Origin of the sequence: Granulosicoccus antarcticus IMCC3135, from assembly GCF_002215215.1 — a bacterium.
In the GTDB taxonomy this organism is placed as follows: domain Bacteria; phylum Pseudomonadota; class Gammaproteobacteria; order Granulosicoccales; family Granulosicoccaceae; genus Granulosicoccus; species Granulosicoccus antarcticus.
Genome location: NZ_CP018632.1, coordinates 5,020,478 through 5,041,446 on the forward strand (window position 1 = coordinate 5,020,478; position 20,969 = coordinate 5,041,446).

A 20,969-nucleotide genomic window follows, 5' to 3' on the forward strand; every position below is an offset into this window, starting at 1 on the left:
TATTCTCTAGCTGCAACAGAATCAGAATAATGGCCGCGAGGCGTTAAACAAGTAATTAGCGACCTAGTAGAACGGTGCTGCCAATCATCACACCTCGTAAATATAAGAAATTTTTAAACCCTCAGTACCATTAGGACAACTGTATTAGCGCAGAACGATATAACGAACCATACAAATCATCGTAGCTACAGATTATAAAACCTCTTCCAATACCTGCATGGCGTGTTGTACGGTAAATTGCTCCTCGGCACGCCCATGCGCCTGCCTCCCTAGCTCGCGACGCAATGCCGGATCTGCAGCCAGGCGTTCAAAGGCGGTACCGATAGCGACCTTATCGCCGACCGGCACATGCAGCGAAACCAATCCATCGGGAGCTGCGTCTGGCACACCACCTACCGGCGTGACGATAGTAGGCAAGGCACAGGCCATCGCTTCGATAACCGCATTAGGCATACCCTCAGACCAGGAAGCCAGACACAGGCAATCAGCCAGTCTCAGTTCCTCCAGCTTCTGCTCCAACTCTATCCAACCCAAAAAGGTAACCCGTTGCTCCACGCCAAGGATGACACACAGGGCACGCAACTCGCTATCTGCAACACCGTCACCCGCCAACACCAGCGTCATATCCGGCACGCTCTTGAGTGCCAAGGCAAAACCCTCAATCATCTCGACAAGCCCTTTACGTAGCATCAAACTACCGACGTATAAAATGCGCATCTGATGGCTTTTAATCGTCTCGTGAGATGCGAGCCGTTCGCGTCCCAATGCCAACATTTCATCCGTTGCAGTCCAATTGAACAAGCAGATGTATTTCGGTGCATTAACATCGGCTTCAAAGGATTGGACTAGCCTCTCCTCTTCAGGACCGGTCTTGCCTGCCTCATAGGCGGAAAACAGCCTGACCCAGCTATTACCTTGGCAAATAACGTGATCCACTCGATTGAACATCCAACGCGCAGCCGCACGCATGATGCGATGGTCGTCCAGCTCTTGTCGCAACGCCCCCCCACGAGGTGCGACCGTGACCTTGAGACCTGCTCGTTTTGCTAATACCGCAAGTAAGGATTTTTCCAAAAAACTCAGCCCCTCATTCAGAAAAATCAAGGCACTATCCGGCACTGGCTGTTGGCGTAACGCGGCCGAAAACCGGACAACCCTGGACACCGAACCCCACGTGCGCACCAGCAATCCCGGTGGTGGGTTTTGACGCTGCGAGCTATCGATGAGGCGAAGTGAAAACTTCTCCCCAATACCCGCAGACAACAGAGCCTGGCACGACGCCATCACGCCACCGAAGATATCCTTGGTCTCGGGCCCTGGAAACGCACCTACGATGATCAATACTTTTTTCATGTGAGCTTCGTCAACAGGGTTTTCAGTAGTCATAGTGAATCTCGGTAATACACTTAAAAGCCAGGTGACTGGGCAGGCAAGAGGACGACGTTCATGCTGAACGATTAGCCATCCAGTGTTGCAGCATCAATACACTCCAGATGAATTCTGCCGATGCGCTGTTATCCGACAACAGATTCTGCCAATGTCGAGTGACCAGTTCTGCATCCAGCAAGCCCTGCTCTTGCAGCGTCTCCGGATTGAGCAATTCTTCTGCCCAGTCCCGCAGTGGTCCGCGTAACCAGGCGTCGATGGGAATACCAAAGCCCATCTTGGGCCGCTCGATACACTCTCGGGGTACATATCGACAGGCTATATCCTTAAGCAATGGCTTCAGTGAGTTTGCCGCCGACTCGGCTCTGAATGCCGGTGGCAAAGACCAGATAAACGTCAATAGCCGATGGTCAAGCAAGGGGATACGGGTTTCCAGCGACACACTCATCGAGGCGCGGTCTACCTTTGCCATAATATCGTCAGGTAAGTAGGTCTGCACGTCTATCATTTGCACCGCCTCTTGCGGCCCCACCGTGTCCAGCCAGCGCGCCGGATCGTGAAAAAGACCCGTTGGGTCTGGCGCATTCAGCACCGGGGTATGAGGGTTTCTCCAATAAGAAACCAGCTCGCGATAGGCCAGTGCATCTGTGTCAACCCCCAGAACCTGTATGGCTAACGCCGCCTTGGATGCGCCGGGTATTGCTTGCAGCTTGGCAGATGCCCAGTGGCGCTGCCCTGTGATGCTGGATGCCAGCAACGGACTGGACAGTAATGTCTTGGCTGCCGTTTTGCCCACAGTCCCCAGCTTTCGGCGCAATCTGATTATGCTGGCAGCAGATGGATAGCGGGTATAGCCGCCGAAGAGCTCATCGCCTCCGTCACCTGACAAACTGACAGTCACATTTTCTCGTGCAAGCCGGGACACCGCGTAGGTAGGAAGCATCGATGAATCTGCAAATGGCTCATCGGTGATCTGCGGCATGTTCTGCACCAGTTGAGCTATATCCGCATCACTCAGATAAAGCTCGGTGTGATGAGTTCCCAGGGCACTGGCAACATTCTTGGCATGGTGTGCTTCATTGAATCTTTCGTCGTCGAAACCGATCGTGAAGGTGTTGACACGTGAGTTGCTCTGCTGCTGCATTAATGCCACAACGGTACTGGAATCAATACCGCCTGACAGAAAGGCACCCACTGGCACATCTGCAACCACCTGGCCGCTGATCGACTCACTCAGCAGAGCTTCTACCTGAGCTGATGCTTCACTGAAACTGCCGGTAAATGGATCTTTTCGACTTTCCATTGCCGTGGCTGGCGCAGACCAGTAGCGATCAATGACTGGGCTTTGACAATCGGCACTAACGGTCAGCAGGCAGCCTGGTTCAAGCTTCTTGATGCCCTCATAGATGGAATATGGGGCTGGTACATAGTTGTGCCGAAAATACAGTGTCAGGGCATCGCGATCAATCTGCGCATCAAAACCTGGCATGGCGGCAAGCGCCTTGAGCTCCGAGCCGAACAGGAATCGTTTGTTGTGCCAGCCATAGTAGAGCGGTTTTTCCCCGATCCGATCGCGACACAAACGTAACGTTTTTTCACGTACATCCCACAACGCGAAGGCAAACATGCCAACCAGCTTGTCAACGGTACGCCTCAATCCCCACGTATCGATCGCCATCAACAAGGTTTCGGTATCCGAGTGGCCCTGCCATGCAATAGCGCCCGCCACCTGCTCAAGCTCCTGGCGCAAACTCAGGTGATTATAAATCTCGCCATTGAAACTGATCACATAACGATCAGAGCGGGCGGACATGGGCTGGTGGCCTGCCTCGGAAATATCCACGATGGCCAGGCGGCGATGTACAAAACCAAACCCTGCCTGCTCGTCGACCCAGATACCGGATGAGTCAGGACCGCGGTGGGATATGGCATCGCCCATCGGTTTGAGCAGCGGTGTAAAATCTCCACCGGCCGGAGACAATATACCGCTGAATCCACACATTCACGCAATTCCCATTCAAGGCTGTTAGTCCCGCAGAGCACTCAGCGGTGACTCGATTGTACTAACAGCGGGCACGATCACCGTGTACCATGCGCTCTTAGACTTTGGCTACAAACAGTATAACCAGCGTATGTGTGGAATAGGTGGATATCTGGGACCAGCCTCCCATAGCGCACTTATGGATACGGCCCGTACTCTGGCGTCATCCTTACACCATCGTGGCCCGGATGCCAACGATGTTTTTATCGATGCAGCTGACGGTAATAATCCCGGCCTTGCGCTGGCTCACACACGCCTGAGTATCCTGGATTTGAGCGAGCTTGGCGCCCAGCCAATGAGCTCGGCTGATCAGCATTTTACCATCAGCTATAACGGTGAACTCTATAACTATTTAGAGCTGCGTCAGGAGTTGATAGATGCTGGCAGGCAGTTCGTGTCCGAGTCGGATACCGAGGTGGTGCTGCAAGCTCTTATCCACTGGGGAGAGGCAGCACTGAGCCGATTCAACGGCATGTTCGCACTCGCCCTCTGGGATGCGAACGAGCGCACATTGACTCTGGCGCGGGATCGTTTTGGCATCAAGCCGCTTTACTACACCTATAACGATGAACGGCTGGTCTTTGCCTCCGAAATTCAATCACTGCTGTCCGTGGATGCACTGGACCGGCGCTTGTCGCTGCAGGGTTTCTACGAGTATCTCTATTTTGGCAATGCCTTAGGCTCCGAGACCCTGTTTCGTGACTGCTCAAAACTGCCAGCAGGAAGTGTGTTGACCCTGAGTCCTGGCCAGCCGCCGGAACTGCGCACGTTCTGGAATCCCGAGCAACAAGCCCTTGAGACTCATACAGAACAAGAAGCCGTTGCCAATATCCGTCAGCACTTGTCCAACAGTGTTAAACGGCATCTGGTATCCGATGTGCCTGTCGGCTTGTTTCTGAGTGGCGGGCTTGATTCGTCGACACTGTGTGCCCTTGCATCAGAGCACTACGAGGGCCAGCTAGCTACCTACTCTGTCGACTTCAGTGGCTCCTCAGCCCATAGTGAGCTTGACGTAGCGCGTGAAGTCGCCAAGTGTTTTGGCACAGAACATCACGAACTGAACGTAACCTACGACAATCTCGAATCGTTGCTGGACAAGATGACGACCGCTCATTCACAGCCGTTTGGCGATGCTGCGAATATTCCCTTGTACCTTCTGACAGAACAACTACCTGACAGCGTTAAAGTGGTACTTCAGGGTGATGGTGGCGATGAAATATTCGGTGGCTATAAACGTTACCGACTGCTCGAACATGCTCGTTTGTGTCAACTGATCTGCAGCCTGCCGCTGATGCGACGTGAGCTACCGCTACCCACTTCGGTACTGAGACGTGGCCACCGAATGTTAAAAGCTCTGGGAAGTGCCAGTGACGCTGAGCGCTGTGCCCGCCTGCTTACAGAAGAGCCCGGTGATAACGCAGTCATGGAGCTGATATCTGAACCACTTCGCGGCAAATTAATGGGCCATGATCCCTTTCGCCGCTATCAGGAAGTGGTGAGCACCTTACCTGACAAGGTCCGTAATGATCCGCAGCAACTGATGTTGTGGACGGATACCCGAATATTGCTGCCTGATCACTTTCTGGAAAAAGTGGATCGTTCAACCATGGCAAACAGCGTAGAGGTGCGCGTACCGTTTCTTGACACAGAACTGACCGACTATGTCATGAGCCTGCCCGCCAAGCTCAAGCTGCAAGGCAGCTCCAAGAATCTGCTGAGAAAAGCCATGGCAGACCAACTGCCAGACTCTGTTTTACACGGACCAAAATACGGTTTTGGTGTGCCCTATGTGGAGTGGCTGCGAGGACCCTTGGCTGCGTATGCAAAGGAGCGTCTGTTTGCAGATAACTCACTCATGGCAGAGCTATTCGACCAGAAGGCACTCCAGCGGCTGTGGGACGATCATATGTCTGGCTCCGCCGACCGTGGTTTCATGATCTACAAACTGTTGATGTTTGCCCTGTGGGCCGAGCGTTTTAATGTAACGCTGGAGTGAGCACCCGCTCCCATTGAGGTAGGCAGTTTTTTTCATCAAATAGCTCGCGTGCGCGCTGATAGGCAGACAGTCCCATCGCCGTGCGAGTCTCTTGAGGTAACTGAATGAGGGCCTGCATGGCATCAGCCAGTGATGAGGCATTGTCAGGTTGACACAGAAGGCCACAGCCGCTGTCACCCAGTATCAGTGCATTGTCGGCAATATCGGTGGCAATGACGGGCAATCCTGACGCCATCGCTTCGCATAATGAGTTGGCCACTCCTTCATGCAGAGATGGCAGAACCAGTCCCTGATAGTCAGGGTAGCAACGGGCAACCTCGCTCTGCTCTCCTTCCCAGTGCCAGTTGCCCTGTAGTGAGTGCTGCTCAATGAGTGATTGGGCTTTGCTGACCAGAGGATGTGTGTCCTGTACCGGGCCAATCCAGTGCACGGAGAAATCGGTGATGCCACGATCTACCAGCTGTACCACAGCATTGATCAGTGGCAGCAAACCTTTTTCTTCAGAAGGTCTTGCTGCGACAACACAAAGCCGGCAAGCAGACGACTGTGCACTATCAACTGAATCTGATGGTGGTTGTTCGAGTTGGCTACGTGCCTTGCCATTTTCGAAGAATTGCTCATCGATACTGTTGTAAATGACCTGACACTTGGGCTTCAACCACGGTAGGGCCTTGGCCAGCGCATCGAGATAGTGATGACTGTTACCGGTGACCACGGTGGCCAGGCTATGCCCTAAGCCAGATAAATAGTGCTCCTTACCGAGCCCACGATCTGTGATGCCGGCACGCTCTGACACTACAATACGGGTTCGTCGGCACAGCAAGCCTGCCAGCTCGGCATAGAGCGCCGGTGTGCGTAAAAATGCGACCACAGAATCAGCCTTCAATCGGCGTATGGCCTGATACAGCCGTATGACTGGTCGAAGATCGAATTTTGAACGTTTATTCAGACATTCGAACGACACACCGGCCGCCTCCAGTCTTGGCAGGTGATGATTAAGCGGCGTATAGGTTATGACGGTGACGCAATGATCCCGCTGATGCAAGCCAATCGCCAAATTCACCAACTGACGCTGGGATCCGCCATTAGCCAGGCTATCGATAAACAGGATGATATTCATGCGCATGAATTAGTTGGGTTGTCAGAGTGATGGCTGATTCGGGCCGTCTTCCGTATTGGGCTGGCGAAATCATGATCAGAATTCACCATATGAACCTGCCCCAGCTCTGTTGTTGAGTCCGGTCGCAGTATGCACGCCTGTGCGGATGTTAATATAACTACTGCTGCACGAATCATATTGCTTCTGCACTAACACTATTCAACATGCTCCTATAACCTGTCCCGACCATTTACCGCGCCGCCCTTATGAGTAATTCATTGTTCGCCTTGCGCACAGCCATCGCGCAATCCGCGATGGCAAGGCGTTTTGCAGGAGCTGCCGCCTGGAGCGTACTGGGTGCCGTCGTGTCGAGTGGCATCAACATGACGTTGATGATGATGGTTGCGCGTATTCTGCCCCAGGACAAGTACGGCCAACTCATTCTACTGCAGAGTACCTTGATGTCTGTGAGCCTGCTGGCCGGCCTGGGCATGAGCGCCGTGGCAACACGCTACACTGCAGCATTACGCTCTCGCGAGCCAGAGCGACTAGCCAGAATACTCGCACTGTGCATCCGAATGACTCTGCTTGGTTCAGTGATAGCAATGCTTAGCCTTCTGCTCTGGGCTTCTCCGGTTGCTACCGGCGTGCTCAGTTCTGTTGATCTGTATGTACCAGTACTGTTATCAGCGCCCTCAGTGCTCTTCCTGACCCTGGACCTTTATCAGAAAAGTGTACTGATCGGTCTCGAGTCGATGAAGCTGGTCGCTTTGTCAACACTGGCCGGGGTGCTCTTAAGCTTGCCAACGATGTTGTTTCTAACCCACCAATACGGCCTTGAGGGTGCCGCAACCGCATTGAGTGCAGCGGCCTTTTATCAAGTCCTGTTCAGCTACCTATCGCTCCGACATGAACGGGTGCGACATGATTTGTCGCGTAATACGGCTCACTGGCGGGGTGAACGTTCTCTGCTTGGCAGCTATGCACTTCCCGCATTGATCGCTGGCGGCCTTGTCGGTCCGGCCCATTGGGCCGTGCAGGCAATACTGGCTGGTCGACCTGATGGATTTACTCAGATTGCGATACTGGGTATCGCCATGCAGTGGTTCAATGTGATCATGTTCATTCCTGGCAATGCCAGCAAGGTGGTGCTGCCCATACTGACTGACAGCCTGACCGGCAACGATCACAAAGGCTCACGCTCTTTGCTTGGATTCTCTATTCTGGCCAATGCCTTGATAGCGATCCCTTTGGCTATTGGCATGAGCCTGTTTGCAACACAGATTTTGCAGCTCTACGGAGATAGCTACAATGACAGCACCTTGCCTTTCCGACTAGCAGTCTTTACTGCGGCAATACTGGCCTGCATCGGCCCCATTGGCACCATGATGTCGGCGGCTTCACGCATGTGGCTGGCAGCCTCGACCAATGCGGCCTGGGCGGCCCTGTACGTCGGCCTTGTCTACCTGCTGTTCGGTGACAGCGCAGCCGGGGTCACTCAAGCATTGATCATCGCGTACGTATTTCATACAATCTGGACTATCCTGTTTGCCCGCGTACACCTACGCCAGATTGCCAACGCCACCGCACATTCGGCAACACAGGCCCCCGACAAGTGAAGTCACACAAGCAAATTACCTCCGACGCAAGCTGGTCAAGCTGCGCCCAGCGTGTCGTGATCTTTGTCGATGATTATCTGGATTTTGATGGTCGTTACTCGATAGGTGGACGACAGCGTTTCACACGAGATCTGGCACTATTGATTCGTGCCTGGGGACGTGAGGTGGTCATCGTACAAAAAGCTCGTAAAGGCTTTGAACTAGAGTGCCCGGCAGGCATCTCAGTGATCGGCCTACCCGCAGCATTGCGTGTCAGAGGGGATCTTCTCTTCTGGAAAAAAGCGCAGGTGGTTGCCCGCCCAGGTGATGTTTTCCTGTACGCCTCTGGTGATGAGGTGTGGCCGTTTTTCCTTCCCAATGCCAAAGCCATACAACATGGAATCTCATGGGACGGTGATCAGAAAGCCTGGTTTAGAAGCCTGCAAGGCTTCCGTGCGCTGGGTATGGCACGCAAGGTCCGCAGCATACTGTGTGTCGACACCAACTACATCAACTGGTTACGCTGTCAGGGCAACGAAGGCTATCGGCTAACCAGCAAGTGCGAATACATTCCCAACTATGCTGATCTACAACATGTGCCAATCAGCGAAAAGTCCTCGGAAGAGCCCATGGCCATCATATCTGCGCGCCGCAATAGCGAGTTCCGAGGCCTTGACCTGTTCATTGAAGCGCTGGGAATGTTGCAGGCTCAATCTATCAACTTTACTGCGCATATCAGCACTAATCAGGGACATGACGATCTGCAGGCACGCGCCAGGGAACTGGGCTTTGCAGATCGACTGACCACCAGTATGGATTCGATGGACGAGGTGTTGGCACGTTACCGCGACTTTGATGTCGCAGTGATTCCTACCCGCTGGTCGGAGGGTACAAGTCTGGCCTGCGTCGAGGCACTGACGGCAGGGCTGGCGGTAGTCACGACCCCTGTTGGCGGATTGGCCAACCTTGTAATCCCCGGATTCAACGGGTATGTCGTACCACCGGTTGCAGAACGTATTGCCGAGTCTCTTGCAGAGCTCGACTCTACAAGCAAGCGGCAACAGATGCGTGTCAATGCACTCTCTATGCGACCAGCGTTGGGTATTGATGCCTGGCAGGCTTCCGTACAAAAATGGCTCGAGGCTTGAAGCGGCGAATCTTTCTTACCTCCGCCGCCAGACTCGCCCTGCTTTCGGGCGTAAAGCTATCGACTGAGATAAACGCCTCCGAAGATACCGCCAACTCATCTCACCCCGTCACGGCCTCACCTGAACAGATCGCCTCACCTGAACAGATCGCCTCACCTGAACAGATCGCCTCAGACGAAACGCTCGAGCCGATTGATGAGCAAACGCCCGAAAGCTATCTGCCTCCAGCAGTCAAACCGTTGCGGGTAGCACCGGGACTCGAGGGTTTCGGCACCGATACGACAGGCGGGCGTGGTGGCAAAATCCTTGTCGTTACCAATCTGAACGAATCAGGCCCGGGCTCGTTCCACGAAACGATGCAAACATCGGGGGACCGTATCATCCTGTTTGATGTGTCGGGCGATATTGCAATGGGACCATTTTCAGATATGGCTCCGGGCAAGGTGTCCATCTATGGCCAATCGGCACCCGGCGAAGGCATTTCCATCAATTGCCGCCAGGATCACATCGGAACCCCCTTATCCGTCAGCACTGACGATGTTCTCATTCAGCATTGTCGCTTTCGCCCGGGAGCTGCGATCGCCACCAATAGCGATCGACGTGCCCTGAATATCGGCAGCAGTAGTCGCACCGTGAAAAATGTGGTCATTGACCATTGCTCACTATCATGGAGCACTGATGGGCAGCTGGATATCTGGTACGACACTCACGACATCACCATCAATCGCTGCCTGATTTACGAATGCCTGTTCAATTCGACCAGCGGCCCGGGCAAACAGTCTTATGCGGTCGTTATGGGTGGCGGCGCCAGTCGAATCAGTATTATCAACTGTGTACTGGCAAACGGGGACTATCGCTTCCCGGCTATCTTTGCCGTCACTGATCTGGATTTGTTCAACAACCTGATTTACGGCTATACCTTTGTGGGCACTATCGCCCAATGCCAGTATTCTGAGGTAAACGTAACGGGCAACATCGAACAGAACCTGTACATAGATGCAGCGCAAACCGCCTATGCCGATATAGATGGACTGGTCAATGCCGAGTCATCCGCCAATATACGTCTCAACGTCAAAGACAACGGGCTGATTCTCGGTCCGGATTCAACCACGATAGAGCCAATCAGGGTTTATCAAGGCGCCCCTGTCACCGACCCGACAAGCCATCCAGATTGGTCCGCAGCCGCTACCCCCGCGCCACGCCCCGCTCTGATTCCGCTAAATCAACTGGAAGCCAATCTGCTTGCAGATGTGGGTGCGACGGCACCAACACGTGATGCTGCCGATACTCGAATCATTGCGCAAATTCGATCACGTTATGTGCAGCTCGTGGATCTGGTTGACGGCGATATCCTCACCCCTGATAACGCTGCCAGTGTCGGCACGAACCGGGACGTGACGCGCCCGCAATTGGCAGGCGGCCCGTCCAGACTCGGTTCTGCACCGGACTATGTACCCGATAGCTGGAAGAGGGCTAATGGTCTTCAGACTTCAGACAATGCAGCAAACACAGACAGCAACAGTGATGGCTACCTGGATATCGAAGACTGGCTCGCCTCTCTTACGATCAAACACTAAGTCCGATACTGCGTCGTTTGCGTCGTCGTCGACGCTGCTGGTTTTCAACCTGAAAGTCCGGATTGTTGAACAGAGATCGTTCACCATTTTGCCGAAGTATGGTAATGCAGGCCAGCATAACGGCAGGTGTCAGCATCTGGAATTTGGCGTTGAACGATACCAGAGCCATGTCATAAGCCATGAAGGACAGCAACATCAGACCGAACAATAGCTTGAATCGCCAGACACGCATTGACAGGATAGCTCGCAATATCAGTCCGTAGAATGACAACATGCAAATCAATCCGATCATCCCGACGGACGACATTATCTCCAGGTAATTATTGTGCGCGTAGGAGACATTCAAAGACTGGAAAGCGCCGATCCCATTACCTAACAATGGCCGTTCGCTATACAAGGCATAGGCTGCGCGTGCCAGATCTGCACGTTCATCGACACTGCCGTCGTCATTCTCCGCACCCGACTCCATGCGGTTGTAGACCATTTCGGCTACGTTGGCAAAGTCGACATCACCACTGATAACCAGTTTGCCCAGGCTGCCCGAACTGACAACCAGATAAGCTGCCACAACTACGCCGATCAGCGGAACAGCAATAACAGGCTTGAAGAAGGCAGTCAGGAACACCCAAAGCAACAGGGCCGCCACCAGGACAATAGCCGTCCGCGACCCTGTCAGGTAGGTGACGAACACAGCGACCACACAGATCGCCAGCAAAGCCAGAATCTCAACCATTTTCTTGGCCGCCACACTACGACGCCCTGCTACCGACACAATATGAACATAACCAAAAAATACGGTGACATGTCCGATATACCCCATCAGGTTCGATTGATTGATGGAACCAAGGAAGCGAATCCCTACTTCACTAAGGTTCAAGTTGACCAAACCCAATGCCATCAACAAATTGAAGCCGATCGCCGCGTATAAACCGATGAAAAAAGCAGTGGCGTTGCCAAAATGTATGATGATGTTGTACACGACAAACATACTGACCAGAATCAGCGCCATGGTGCGCACCATACCAATGGAAAAATTCTGATCGACTGACCAGAAAATTGATGCAACGGACAGAGCCACCAGCACGGTGTAGGCAATGAATGGTGCAGGGAACTTGGGCTTGACCCTGACGATCAACGCATAAAGACCATAAGCCCCTACCATCACGACGTTGATCAGGTAGAGAAACGGTAAAAACAACTCGTTATCAAACACCACCAATGCAAACGCATACAGCGCCAGCATGCCACTGAAAAACAAGCTAATCACTTGGAATTTTCCATATCATTATTCTTCATGGTTGGCGTGCACCGCGCGCACTACCTGTCTGACCCGGAAAACCGAGCATGCTTACAGACTATGGTAGCCGAACTTCAATGAAGGATCAGTCAAACAACCCGTAATTCTGCCAAGTGTTGTCAAAATTGGCCAGATCCGGAAAGACAGAAGCAATGTCAGCATTCGACAAGCCCATCCAGGAAGCCAGTGCGGCCCCGTACTGATTGACCGAAATCGACGGTATGACGCGGCCCTTGTCACCCGTATCATCATCACCACCAATGACATAGCTGGGCCAGTCACCGATCAGTTTCTTGCCATTCACAGCACCACCAAGCACAAGATAGTGCCCGCCCCAGCCGTGGTCCGACCCATCACCATTGACCGTCAAGGTACGACCGAAGTCTGAAGCGGTAAACGTGGTGACTTCCTGCGCCACGCCCAGACTCGCCAGCTCTTGTTGAAAACTGCTCAAGCCTTTGTCCAGGTCTTTGGTCAGCTGGTCCATTCTGGGTGATTGAGCATCATGCGTATCCCAACCGCCCATGCCGACGAAAAAGATCTGGCGCTTCTGCCCCATGATGTCGCGACCGGCAATCAGCCTGGCGACCATCTGCAACTGCTCACCCAGGTTTCCCTTGGTTGTAAAGTCGTATCCTGAGGCCGAATGCTGCGACATGACTTCAGCCAGCAGGCGTGAACTATCACGTGCCCGGGTAAACGAGCTACCGGCAAACTGCTTGAGTATATGTTCGTTATCCAGGGCCAGTATCTGCGCCATGGCGTTATCACGTCCGGCATTAGCGCTGGACTTGTTGGCATCCATGTAATCCATCAGCTTCGGTCCGTACTTGGCATTGACGGACACCGGTGCGGTGTAATTGCCAGACTGAAAATAGTTGCTGCCTGCCACGGTAAAGGTCGGTGGCAACGTCGCACCGGCATTGGCTTCACGCAACATATCGGCCATGCGACCACCCCAGCCCGCTCCCACCAGCGCGGAAGGTCGACTTGTCAGACCTTTCTGCCACTGCTCCTGCTGATGATTGTGTGCAAACAGATCGGAAGGAATGGTGGCTGAGCCATTAGCTAACCCGGCCCGAGTAACAGGCGAAATCAGGTTACCGACGTTGGCCAGTATGGCAGCATTACCCTCTTCGTAGAGCTGCCGGATACCCGGCAGATTCTTGTTGAAGCTGACCACGCCATCACTGGCCGGCAGCAGCTCACTCTGGTCGATAGCCAGACTTCCACGCGCGGCACTGTATTCGCTATGCCGTGAACTGTCGGAAGGCACGAACAGATTGAACGAATCACTGCCTCCGTACAAAAATACACAGACCAGAGCCTTGTAATCATCGATGCCGGCATAGGAGCTTGAATCAGCCAGCGCCGAACCGACCAGGTTCAGCTTGCCAGTCATGGCACCGGCCCCGCTGCCTGCAACGGCACAGGCCAGTGAATTTTTCAGGAATCGGCGGCGTGCTTGATAGTGTCTGCTCATCAACGTACTCCTTTACATTTGGACCAGATAATCAGGGGACGCCATGATCAGACTCAGCGCATCACGCACGCGCTGTGACTGATCTGCTGCAGTATTTGCCGCTGGCAATGAGTCAATATGATTGGCAAGAACGCTGCGCAGCCCATCGCTCATGCTGCCAGACAATAACAGGACATCAAGATGATCCAGAAGCTCTGTTGTACCGAGTGCTGCCAGCGCTCGCTCAGCACTCAGATTCAGGTATGAGGTTCGCTTGGCATTGGAATCACTGGCGTCATGTCCGTACTGAATCTGCTTGTCGATGCGATTGGTCATGCTCAGAATCGTGTCATCTGTATAGATTTCAGCTTCTGGCGCAGCTTTACCCTGAGCGTAAATGGCTCCCAGAGGGGCATAGTCAGGGTGGTAAAAGTTGAACACCGACGGCGACTTGAGTACCGCCTGTCCACCCACCGAATCCAGATCCTTCACATGTGGCGAGGGTGTGTTGTAAACACCGTTCTGACTTCCACTACCGCGTGTGATGTTGAAGGCACGCCACAGATGCGACAAGCGCAGTACCGGTTCTCGCAACTTGCCAAAATCAGCAACATTCTCATGCCCATGGCGAGCTTCATCATCAAGAAGAATGGCCTTGACGACCGCCTTCAGATCACCGCGAACACCGGCGCCATTGTTGTTGAAGACGCCACTGACGCGTGCAATATAACCAGGCGTCGGGTTACTGGTAACCAGCCGTTGGATCAGCTGTCTGGAGATGAAAGGCCCTACATTCGCATGATTGGCAATCGAATCCAGCGCCATTTGCAGATCGGCTTCTGCGCCATTGCTTGCCGGAGCAACAACCCCACCGAGCAACCATTTCGGATCGTCATCGTGATACTGGGGCCAGGCCTGCATCGGCACCAGTTTGTTGGCATTACCGTTGATAGAGGTGATCGTCCAGTCAGTGGCTCCACCAAAGTTCCAGCCGGTATAGATCCGTGAATAATTCTCGATCTGATTCTGGGTAAAGCTATGAATAGGCTGGCCACCCGAGAGCTTTTTCGTACCATCGATGTTCAGCTCATACAAACCAATACTGAATAGCTGTAGAACCTCTCTTGCGAAGTTCTCATCAGCCCGGGTATTGCTGGATATCTCGCCTCTGGCGTTCTGCAGCATGCTCAGATACACACCCATGACCGGGCTCAGCGTCACGGTTTCAAGCAGTTCCCGATAGTTGCCAAACGCCTGCTCACGCAGCTGATCGTAGTAACGAGTGACACCGTACTGTGCATTGCCCAGGGTATAACCCTGATCCGATACCACAAAGATCTGACTCAGGGCAAAAGCGACTCGCTGGCGCAGCTGGTCTTCTCCATCCACAACATCTCGCCACCAGACCTCATGACGCGGCTCCTGGCCACTACCATTGCTGTGGGTCTGGACGAAATCCAGATGTGGCGCACCCTGGAGGGTGAACTGATCATCGATCCACGCTTCCAGACCCATGCTCTGAACCTTGGCGATAGACTCAGTCGTTGCACCAAAACTTGCCTGCGCCAGAAATCGGGCAGCCTCACTTGGCGTCACACCGGAGCTCTGCCCCTCGGTAACAGTTACAAGCAGAGTTGTCTGCGCACTGTTTTCAAGCTCGTCAAGAACCGTCAGGGTGACACGATAACTACCTGCAGTAGATAACAGCAATTCAGCTAAAGCGCCCTCAGATGATGGACCTTGCTCGCCTGTTGCTACACCCGATTCATCCAGCATTTCGGTTAGCCACAGGAATGTCAGATCACCCTCTCCACCTGTGGTTGCGGATGCATCAAACCTGGCCGTAAAAGGCGTCTCACCTGTCAATGCCTCACTTGAAACCTGGATAGACAGTTCTTCTGATTCTTCGTCCAGCTCAGTAATGCTGATGATCTGGGTAGCCGTATCCATCTGTCCAGCACCATCAAGCACCGTCAGTGTCACCGTGTAGTCGCCGATAGACGAATAGCTGTAGAGCGGTGAAAGCTCATTGGATTGCCCCGACTCGGTGGCATCACCAAAATTCCACAAGACACGTGTGACCTCATTGTCGTCAGTCGACTCATTGAGGAAATTCACGGTGGAACCGGTCTGCGGTGAATCGATGCTGAATGCGGCAACCGGCGGATTGTCTTCAACCGCTTCCGGGCTAGCCGTAATGGTTAGTGTCGCGCTGCTCTGCAATCCTGCAGCATCACTGACAGTGACTGTGGCGGTATATTCGCCGGCAACAGTATAGTCATGACTGACTGAGGCAAGTTCAGGACCTTCTTCTGCCGTGCCATCACCAAAATTCCAGACATAACTGACGATGCCTACATTATCGGTGGACGCTGTCGCATCCAGCACCGTCGTCAACGGAATAAAGCCTTCTACAGGAGCTGCTGTCAGACTGGCGACCGGTGCCTCAGAATCGCTCAGCACACTGATACCGATCTCTGCAGTTGCACTTTGCCCCGCACTGTCGGTCACGGTTACTACAGCCGTAAAATCACCGGCTTCTGCATAACTGTGAGTAACGACACTCTCGCCTCCGCTGAGCGGCTCACTACCGTCACCGAAATCAAAGGCGTAACTGACGAGACCATAGTCATCACTCGATGCACTGGCGTCAAAAACGGTCAGAAGAGGCGCAGCTCCCTCGCTCTGGGTGACACTCAGAACCGCTGTTGGACTGGCATCCACAATGGTCAGCATGCCGATATCATCGACCAGAAAATCTCCGCGGAACTGCACACCATGAACCGCGATAACGCTGTTACCCGGCTGCAGGCTGGCCAAGTCCGCATGGATATTGCGCGTGAATGTCTGCCAGCTACCGTCATAGGCGTCGCGGCCCAGGCCAAATCGCAGATTACTGCTCGCCTCATCGCCGCGAGCGGAGGTGTACTGGTCATAGATCAGGTAGCGAAATCCGTCGGCAGTTTCCAGGCTGACATACACAGAGAAACCCTCGTTGGTCTTCATCGACCAGCGCAGATGCGTCTGTTCAGTGTTATTCCAGCCCGGTGAACGACTATCGTAACCACCGAGCAGATAGGCATTCGCCTGCCCATTGCCCTTTAGCTCGATGACACGGCTATCGCGATCATCATCCCGGACATTGGTAATGGCAGCACCACCGGGTGTGTTATCAGTGATACGCCAGCGCGAGATAGAGGAATCTTCGGCATCCTCAAAGACCGGCTCACCGGGAGTGTCGTCGACCAGGTTGAGCATCTGCAGGTCGTCAACCAAAAAGCTGCCACGAAACTGCATACCATGAACGGCAATGAGTGAGTTGCCTGGCTGGAATTTACCCAGATCATCCCGCACGTTGCGAGTGAACGTCTGCCAGCTGCCGTCATGTGCCCCACTACCCAGACCAAATCGCAGACTGCTGGCAGAACTACTGCCGCGATCACTACCGTACTGGTCGTAGATCAGGTAGCGAAAGCCGTCCGCTGTCTCCAGACGTACATAAATGGCAAAACCTGCATCCGTTTTCATTGACCAGCGCAGATGCGTCTGCAACTGGTTGTTCCAGCCAGGTGCACGGCTGTCGTAGTTGCCAATCAGGAATGCATTCTGCTGACCATCACCCGTGAGCTGCAGTACCCGACTATTACGAGCCGCATCCTGGATGTTCTCGATACTGGCGCCGGCAGGCGTTGTATCACTGATAAGCCAACGACTGATAGCCGAGTCCTCGGCATCTTCGTAGATAGTGGGAGCGGTGCCATCCTGAACGGAAATCTGTGTGAGTGCCGTTGCTGTCAGACCACTTTCGTCTGTCACAGTCAACTGGTAGCTAAACGTACCCGCCTCGCTTGTTGTGACAATCAGTTGCGCCTCATTGCCCAATGGCGCACCGTCTGCATCATTCCACTGGTAGGCGGCAATGCCAATATCGTCGGTACTTGCCGAGCCATCCAGTACCACCGTCTCGCCCAGAGTCACTGAGCGATCACCACCACTGATAAGAGCTACGGGGGGTATGGCCTGGACTTCAGGGCTATCGAACAGACGAATGTTATCGAGTCGCAGGCTGCCGCGAACCAGAAAACCATGCACGGCAAGCAATGTATTGCCCGGATCACCGGTAGCAACGTCTGCTGCCAGGTCACGAACGATGCTGTGCCATTGACCATCAACTGAAGCACTGCCCAGACCAAAGCCGATATCACGACCATTGGAGCTCAGCAGACTGTCCGAATTGCTGTTGCTGTAGACCACATAACGCCAGCCATTGGCGGTATCTACCCGCACATAAACCTGATAGCTTTCAGACGAGAGCATGTCCCAGGCGATATTGAACTGTGTGGTGTTGTTCCAGCCATCAACGCTATCCAGACCTCCCAGTTGATAGCCGTTGGAGCGGCCCGCACCGGTGAGCTCAAAGACCTGACTGCCGCTCGCCTCATCAGCTACAACCGCAATGCTGGCACCTGCCGGCAAATCATCGAATATCTGCCAGCCCGATGTTGAGCCATCTTCCGCATTGGCGTCCACAACGCTGCTGACAACAGGCAAAACTGTCTGTCTAACGGCCGCATCGGCCAGCGTGATGTCATCCAGAAGAACAGAGCCACGAACCAGAAAGCCGTTGACCGCTATCAGGGCATTATCCGGCTGTGCATCGGCCAGGTCCTGTGCCAGGTCACGACTGAAAACGCGCCATCGGCCGTCTGTGGTACTACTGCCCAAGCCGTGGCTGATGTATTCACCGCTAGGGTTGGCAAGGGAATCGCTATTACTGTTCGTATAAGCCAGGTAACGCCAGCCATCGGTGGTGTCAACTCGCACATAGATGGCGTAGGATTCGGCAACCTGCATGCGCCAATTGATATGAAATTCGGTGGTGTTGTTCCAACCGGCGGCGGCACTGGTACCACCCAACAGGTAACCATTGTTACGCTGATCGCCACGGGTTCTGATGACCTGACTGTCGAGAACGTCATCGAAGTCACTGACAACTTCAGCACCTGCCGGAAGTGCGTCATACACCTGCCAGTCAGCAACACCATTTTCTGCATCTGAATAAACGGTGGCAAAAGCTGGCACTGTAAAGCAGGACACAAATATCCCCACGACTAGCATTGCTTGAAGCACTGCAAATCGCCGCCAGCAAGACAGTGATCTCGAATGACAAGTTGGCCGTGGCATTCTGTACGCTCCTGTACGGGTAAGAAAACACAACAACGCCCTGATCCGCTAGCAAAGTCGGAGCTATGACGCGAGCAGAGTGTAACCCTAACAGATAGTAATGAGAAGCTATCGACGGTCAGTCGATTGAACTTACTGTAGTTTAGGGGGGTTCAGGCATCGCCTGCTGGCAGTGGCAATTGGCGGAGAGAGAGGGATTCGAACCCTCGATACGAGTTACCCCGTATACCAACTTTCCAGGCTGGCGCCTTCGACCACTCGGCCACCTCTCCGTACTTGACTGCCCTGCACTTACTTATCAACTCTCAAATCTGTTTACAACAGATTTTGGCCTTTGTTCAGGCTTGCACACGCTGGAACGTGTAGTTGATTATACAACTGACGAACGACAAGTTCCCGATGCTCGGGGTTGCCCGTTCGTCGAGCTGCATAGTTTAACCTGATTATGACTCTGGTGTACGCCCTGGTGTGTAGATTGGTGACGGAAATTGCGCAACGTTACCTTTCAACTCGACAACCTTGGCCGTCCCACGCTTTTCAACCTCATCAATCCGGATAATCGAATGCATGGGAATGATGGTTTGAGTGACGCCTTCGAACTCAGTCTTGAGTTTTTCTTCGCCAGGATCGACCACTACCGTCTTGTTGGTATCGAACACCAGATCCTCGATAACCACGAAACCGTACAGATCGCCCTGATACACCTCACGCGCGTAGATTTCATACACCTTGTCCTGGCTGATGAAACGTACGCGGTAGAGAACCTTGTCTTCTGTCATTTACGGCTTCTTTGCTGTGCCTTGCGGCGATGTCTGGGGTGAACAGGAATGATACGCATCTTTGCTGGCGGACGCGGGTCCAGACCAGCCGCCTTGGCGAGTCCCTCGATATCCGCAGCCGGCATCTCGAAGACCTTGCCTCGCACCAGCCAGCGCGGTAACAGCACCGGACCAAAACGGGTACGAATCAAACGACTCACTTGCAGATCCTGGGATTCCCACAGGCGACGCACCATACGATTGCGTCCTTCTTTCAAGGAGACCCTGAACCATTGGTTGGCATGCTCGGTGTCCACCTCTGCCACGATTTTTTCGAATTTGGCAGGACCATCGTCCAGCTCTACACCGGTTGACAGCTTCTGGATGATTTCCGGGCTGACTCGTCCATTCACCCGCACCGCATACTGGCGTTCGAATTCTGATGATGGATGCATCAAGGCGTTTGCCAGCTCTCCATCATTGGTCATCAGCAGCAAACCCAGTGTATTGATGTCCAGTCGACCAACAGCTATCCAGCGCCCATGATGCAGACGCGGCAGGTTGTCGAAAACCGTCCGTCGTTTTTCAGGATCGTCGCGGGTAGTGACCTCACCCAGGGGCTTATGATAGATAAGAACACGACGCAATCCCTGATCGTCAGGGACTACCTTGTAGAATCGCCCCTTGACCACCAGATCATCGTTGAGTTCGGCACGATCGCCCAACTTGGCAGTCTGCCCGTTTATCCGAATTTCGCCAGCCGCAATCCAGGTTTCCAGCTCACGCCGTGATCCCAGACCAGAATTGGCCAATATTTTTTGTAGTCGTTCCGCCATCCCCAAAGTTTAACAGGCGGAACCCATGGACATGTTGATTAAGCACCATTATGAGCAATACTTCTTTCACTAATTTCAAACCGCTTAACATTGCGGTCCTCACCATCTCGGACACACGAGGTGAAGAGGATGATATTTCCGGCAAAAAACTGGTGACAGGCCTCACCGAGGCTGGCCATGTCAATTGCGACAAGGCCATTGTGCGGGATGACAAATACGCCATTCGAGCCGTTATATCGCGCTGGATAGCCGATTCGACCGTCGATGTTGTGCTGACAACAGGCGGCACCGGCATCACGGGTCGCGATGGAACCCCTGAAGCCATCAAGCCATTACTGGACAAAGAGATCGAAGGTTTCGGTGAAATGTTCCGGGTTTTGTCCTACGAAGACATCAAAACATCCACCCTGCAATCGCGTGCACTGGCAGGTGTTGCCAACGCCACCTATCTGTTTGTCCTGCCCGGATCGAGCGGCGCCTGCAAAACCGCCTGGGAAAAACTGATCTGCTTCCAGCTTGATGCCCGCACCAAACCCTGCAATCTGGTGCAGCTCATGCCCCGACTAAACGAGATTTAGACGACCAAG

At 53.6% G+C, this 20,969-nt stretch carries 13 protein-coding genes and 1 tRNA gene; 5 read left to right on the forward strand and 9 right to left on the reverse strand.

From position 1 onward, the window contains the following. Window positions 1-192 precede the first annotated feature (192 nt). Together IMCC3135_RS21860 and asnB (IMCC3135_RS21865) are read right to left on the reverse strand one after the other, a co-directional pair. Window positions 193-1,386: a glycosyltransferase family 4 protein gene (locus IMCC3135_RS21860; RefSeq protein ID WP_088919525.1), complete on the reverse strand. Its 1,194-nt coding sequence runs from the start codon at window positions 1,384-1,386 to the stop codon at window positions 193-195. A gap of 58 nt (window positions 1,387-1,444) precedes the next feature. Next, entirely contained in the window at window positions 1,445-3,388 is a 1,944-nt protein-coding gene (gene asnB / locus IMCC3135_RS21865; RefSeq protein WP_088919526.1) for an asparagine synthase (glutamine-hydrolyzing), read from the reverse strand. A gap of 130 nt (window positions 3,389-3,518) precedes the next feature. Between asnB (IMCC3135_RS21865) and asnB (IMCC3135_RS21870) the strand changes: the two genes are divergently transcribed. Continuing rightward, window positions 3,519-5,423 (forward strand): asparagine synthase (glutamine-hydrolyzing), encoded by a 1,905-nt coding sequence (asnB, locus tag IMCC3135_RS21870; RefSeq protein ID WP_088919527.1) that lies wholly within the window; start codon window positions 3,519-3,521, stop codon window positions 5,421-5,423. Here the strand turns inward: asnB (IMCC3135_RS21870) and IMCC3135_RS21875 are convergent. Then, window positions 5,404-6,543: a glycosyltransferase gene (locus IMCC3135_RS21875; protein ID WP_205737667.1), complete on the reverse strand. Its 1,140-nt coding sequence runs from the start codon at window positions 6,541-6,543 to the stop codon at window positions 5,404-5,406. The two genes, asnB (IMCC3135_RS21870) and IMCC3135_RS21875, sit on opposite strands and share 20 nt — an antisense overlap. Window positions 6,544-6,788: 245 nt before the next feature. Here IMCC3135_RS21875 and IMCC3135_RS21880 point away from each other — a divergent pair, with 245 nt between their 5' ends. Genes IMCC3135_RS21880 through IMCC3135_RS21890 form a run of 3 tightly spaced genes read left to right on the forward strand, consistent with a single transcriptional unit; the run spans window position 6,789 to window position 10,845 of the window. Continuing rightward, window positions 6,789-8,141, forward strand: coding sequence for an oligosaccharide flippase family protein (locus tag IMCC3135_RS21880; protein WP_088919529.1), 1,353 nt, complete (start codon window positions 6,789-6,791; stop codon window positions 8,139-8,141). Next, entirely contained in the window at window positions 8,138-9,268 is a 1,131-nt protein-coding gene (locus tag IMCC3135_RS21885; RefSeq protein ID WP_088919530.1) for a glycosyltransferase family 4 protein, read from the forward strand. The genes IMCC3135_RS21880 and IMCC3135_RS21885 overlap by 4 nt, the downstream gene beginning before the upstream one ends. Continuing rightward, window positions 9,253-10,845: a hypothetical protein gene (locus IMCC3135_RS21890; protein WP_088919531.1), complete on the forward strand. Its 1,593-nt coding sequence runs from the start codon at window positions 9,253-9,255 to the stop codon at window positions 10,843-10,845. Before IMCC3135_RS21885 ends, IMCC3135_RS21890 begins: the two co-directional genes overlap by 16 nt. Here the strand turns inward: IMCC3135_RS21890 and IMCC3135_RS21895 are convergent. From IMCC3135_RS21895 to rluB, 6 genes are all read right to left on the reverse strand, one after another. Beyond that, entirely contained in the window at window positions 10,835-12,112 is a 1,278-nt protein-coding gene (locus IMCC3135_RS21895; protein ID WP_157736172.1) for an O-antigen ligase family protein, read from the reverse strand. The two genes, IMCC3135_RS21890 and IMCC3135_RS21895, sit on opposite strands and share 11 nt — an antisense overlap. Before the next feature lie 115 nt (window positions 12,113-12,227). Next, window positions 12,228-13,625 carry a DUF1501 domain-containing protein gene (locus IMCC3135_RS21900; RefSeq protein ID WP_088919533.1) on the reverse strand — a complete coding sequence of 466 codons (1,398 nt, stop codon included), beginning with the start codon at window positions 13,623-13,625 and terminating at the stop codon, window positions 12,228-12,230. 12 nt (window positions 13,626-13,637) lie between these two features. After that, complete coding sequence (locus IMCC3135_RS21905; protein WP_169727507.1) at window positions 13,638-18,701, reverse strand: DUF1800 family protein; 5,064 nt, start codon at window positions 18,699-18,701, stop codon at window positions 13,638-13,640. Between the two features lie 267 nt (window positions 18,702-18,968). Beyond that, window positions 18,969-19,060, reverse strand: a tRNA-Ser gene (locus IMCC3135_RS21910). Window positions 19,061-19,231: 171 nt separating this feature from the next. Continuing rightward, window positions 19,232-19,567, reverse strand: a complete 336-nt coding sequence (locus IMCC3135_RS21915; RefSeq protein ID WP_088919535.1) for a DUF1820 family protein — start codon at window positions 19,565-19,567, stop codon at window positions 19,232-19,234. Beyond that, window positions 19,564-20,382 carry a 23S rRNA pseudouridine(2605) synthase RluB gene (gene rluB, locus IMCC3135_RS21920; protein WP_088919536.1) on the reverse strand — a complete coding sequence of 273 codons (819 nt, stop codon included), beginning with the start codon at window positions 20,380-20,382 and terminating at the stop codon, window positions 19,564-19,566. The genes IMCC3135_RS21915 and rluB overlap by 4 nt, the downstream gene beginning before the upstream one ends. Window positions 20,383-20,432: 50 nt before the next feature. Between rluB and moaB the strand changes: the two genes are divergently transcribed. After that, entirely contained in the window at window positions 20,433-20,960 is a 528-nt protein-coding gene (moaB, locus tag IMCC3135_RS21925; RefSeq protein ID WP_088919537.1) for a molybdenum cofactor biosynthesis protein B, read from the forward strand. Window positions 20,961-20,969: the final 9 nt, after the last annotated feature.

Coding starts and splice junctions, on each gene's coding strand:
- IMCC3135_RS21860 (WP_088919525.1), bottom strand. CDS start 1,386: ATGACTACTGAAAACCCTGTTGACGAAGCTCACATGAAAAAAGTATTG.
- asnB (WP_088919526.1), bottom strand. CDS start 3,388: ATGTGTGGATTCAGCGGTATATTGTCTCCGGCCGGTGGAGATTTTACA.
- asnB (WP_088919527.1), top strand. CDS start 3,519: ATGTGTGGAATAGGTGGATATCTGGGACCAGCCTCCCATAGCGCACTT.
- IMCC3135_RS21875 (WP_205737667.1), bottom strand. CDS start 6,543: ATGAATATCATCCTGTTTATCGATAGCCTGGCTAATGGCGGATCCCAG.
- IMCC3135_RS21880 (WP_088919529.1), top strand. CDS start 6,789: ATGAGTAATTCATTGTTCGCCTTGCGCACAGCCATCGCGCAATCCGCG.
- IMCC3135_RS21890 (WP_088919531.1), top strand. CDS start 9,253: ATGGCTCGAGGCTTGAAGCGGCGAATCTTTCTTACCTCCGCCGCCAGA.
- IMCC3135_RS21900 (WP_088919533.1), bottom strand. CDS start 13,625: ATGAGCAGACACTATCAAGCACGCCGCCGATTCCTGAAAAATTCACTG.
- IMCC3135_RS21915 (WP_088919535.1), bottom strand. CDS start 19,567: ATGACAGAAGACAAGGTTCTCTACCGCGTACGTTTCATCAGCCAGGAC.
- rluB (WP_088919536.1), bottom strand. CDS start 20,382: ATGGCGGAACGACTACAAAAAATATTGGCCAATTCTGGTCTGGGATCA.
- moaB (WP_088919537.1), top strand. CDS start 20,433: ATGAGCAATACTTCTTTCACTAATTTCAAACCGCTTAACATTGCGGTC.